The 1,734-nt window shown below is 60.1% G+C and carries 2 protein-coding genes; both read right to left on the bottom strand.

All coding sequences use genetic code 11. The annotated features are described in order from the left end of the window. Positions 1–290 precede the first annotated feature (290 nt). Positions 291–593, bottom strand: a complete 303-nt coding sequence (locus UU7_RS16785; RefSeq protein WP_007810461.1) for a hypothetical protein — start codon at positions 591–593, stop codon at positions 291–293. Positions 594–837: 244 nt separating this feature from the next. Continuing rightward, complete coding sequence (locus UU7_RS16780; protein WP_007810460.1) at positions 838–1,248, bottom strand: hypothetical protein; 411 nt, start codon at positions 1,246–1,248, stop codon at positions 838–840. Between the last annotated feature and the right edge of the window lie 486 nt (positions 1,249–1,734).

Below are 1,734 nucleotides of genomic sequence, written 5' to 3'. Positions count from 1 at the left end.
CGCCGCTGCAGAGGGGCCCCGGTAGAGCAGCGGGCCATCGTGGCCCGCACTCTTCAGAAGAGCCGGAGCAAAGCCGAGGCAAAGCAACCGTGCGTGGCGGCCACCGTGAACGGATGTCATCCCCAAGACGAAGTACACCAACATCATCCCGGCGCCAAACATCCCCACCATGACCCCGAGACGGAAGACGCGGCGCCGCCGACGCATTTTCTTTAGAAGTCGTGTATGCATGTGCCTTACGCTGGAATGAAGCGGCACGCGGGTTTTCGCGCATCCGCTTGAACGGTTGGTTACGCGTCGCCCGATTTCCTGGGCACGCCGAACAAAAGACCTGTAAGGATTGCCAACGGCAATGTCACCACTACAGATAGTTCGTGCATCTTGCTGTATTCGAACACTTCCCTGGAAACCTCGGTATAGCCACCTTTGGCGCCCAGGAAGTATTCACCCGCCTCTACTTTGCCGCTCAACGCATCGCCGCCAAGGCGATACGCCACTGCGGCAAACACCAGGAAATTGACACATGCTACGGCGATGAAAACGGTGTGCGCGACATGGAGAAGTGGATGGCGGGTAAAGATATCGGAGCGCATGTGCCTTCCCATTATTCTGACGAAGTTATAGCGGAACCCGCGTCGTCGCCCATACCCAGTCGTGGCTCGCTCTCGGTTTGATATTCCACCACCCACTCAACGTACTCGATGAGGCGGTTGCGGATACATTTCCAGCACCAGAGGGTCCATGACATCCGTTGAAGTGGTTCGCGCAGAATTGGAAGCCTGACGCTGAGGTTGAGCGTCGGCGAAGTCGTTCGCCCTGAACAAGATGCTGGACGACTCACCAGAACCGCCACCAAGGCCGCCTTGTTTCTGTTGGTGAAGTGTTGCCGTCCGGATACGTAATGCGCTCGGCCTGCGGGTCATATACAGCCAGCCCATGCTTCCGTGCGAGCGAGTGAACGAAGACGGATACGTAGTCTGCTTTTGACCAGACAGACGGCATGATGACGTGCCCGGGAGAGCGATCGAGCGCACAGCTCCAGGGACAAAGATCGTGGTCGTCGATGAGATCATCCGGGATCGTGTCGATTTCGGGATGCTTCGCAGTCAGTTCGGCGTAGAAAGCGTCGACGGAGGCATGCGGCTCGATCTGGCATGCCTCGTCCTCGCACAAGCGCGCATAGAGCAAGCCAGCCTCTTTCTCCGTGAGGCGATCATGCGGGTACCACACACCCAAATCGAAGCTCATCGACCCGCCCGTCCGACGCTTGCTGGGCCCCGCATTGGGGGCATATGCCACGGATGTTCAGCGCTGGCCTGTTGCGCGTCAAGCAGACACTTCCCAAGGTTCGGCGGGCGTTTGCCGGGCGAAGTAGTGCAACGAGCCTGAGGTGCGGGCTCGCTTTTGAACGCCTCCCTGAGGCCGAAATCAAGCCACTCACAGGACTCCGAAGAGCAAGAGCGAACCCCACCCCAACCCTTTCTGCGACCGAAGGAAGTCCCTTCAGGGGCAAGCAGGGGAGGGAGACAGGCGAGGCGCTGCCGCACGCCTCAAACGAACGACGCGCACCGTCACTCGTTTGTGCCCGTCGACAGCCCTGCCGACGGCAGACTTTCCGCCTTCGCTCTTCGCTCTTCGCTCTTCGCTTTTCAGCTCTCGCAACCGCGCAGCGGTTGCGCACCGAGTGCGGGCCACGATGGCCCGCTGCTCTACCCGGGGCCCCTCTGCAGCGGC

The organism is Rhodanobacter spathiphylli B39 (assembly GCF_000264295.1).
Classification (GTDB): Bacteria; Pseudomonadota; Gammaproteobacteria; order Xanthomonadales; family Rhodanobacteraceae; genus Rhodanobacter; species Rhodanobacter spathiphylli.
The sequence above is the reverse complement of the archived record's forward strand: the minus strand, read 5'-3'. Positions and strand labels throughout refer to the sequence as shown.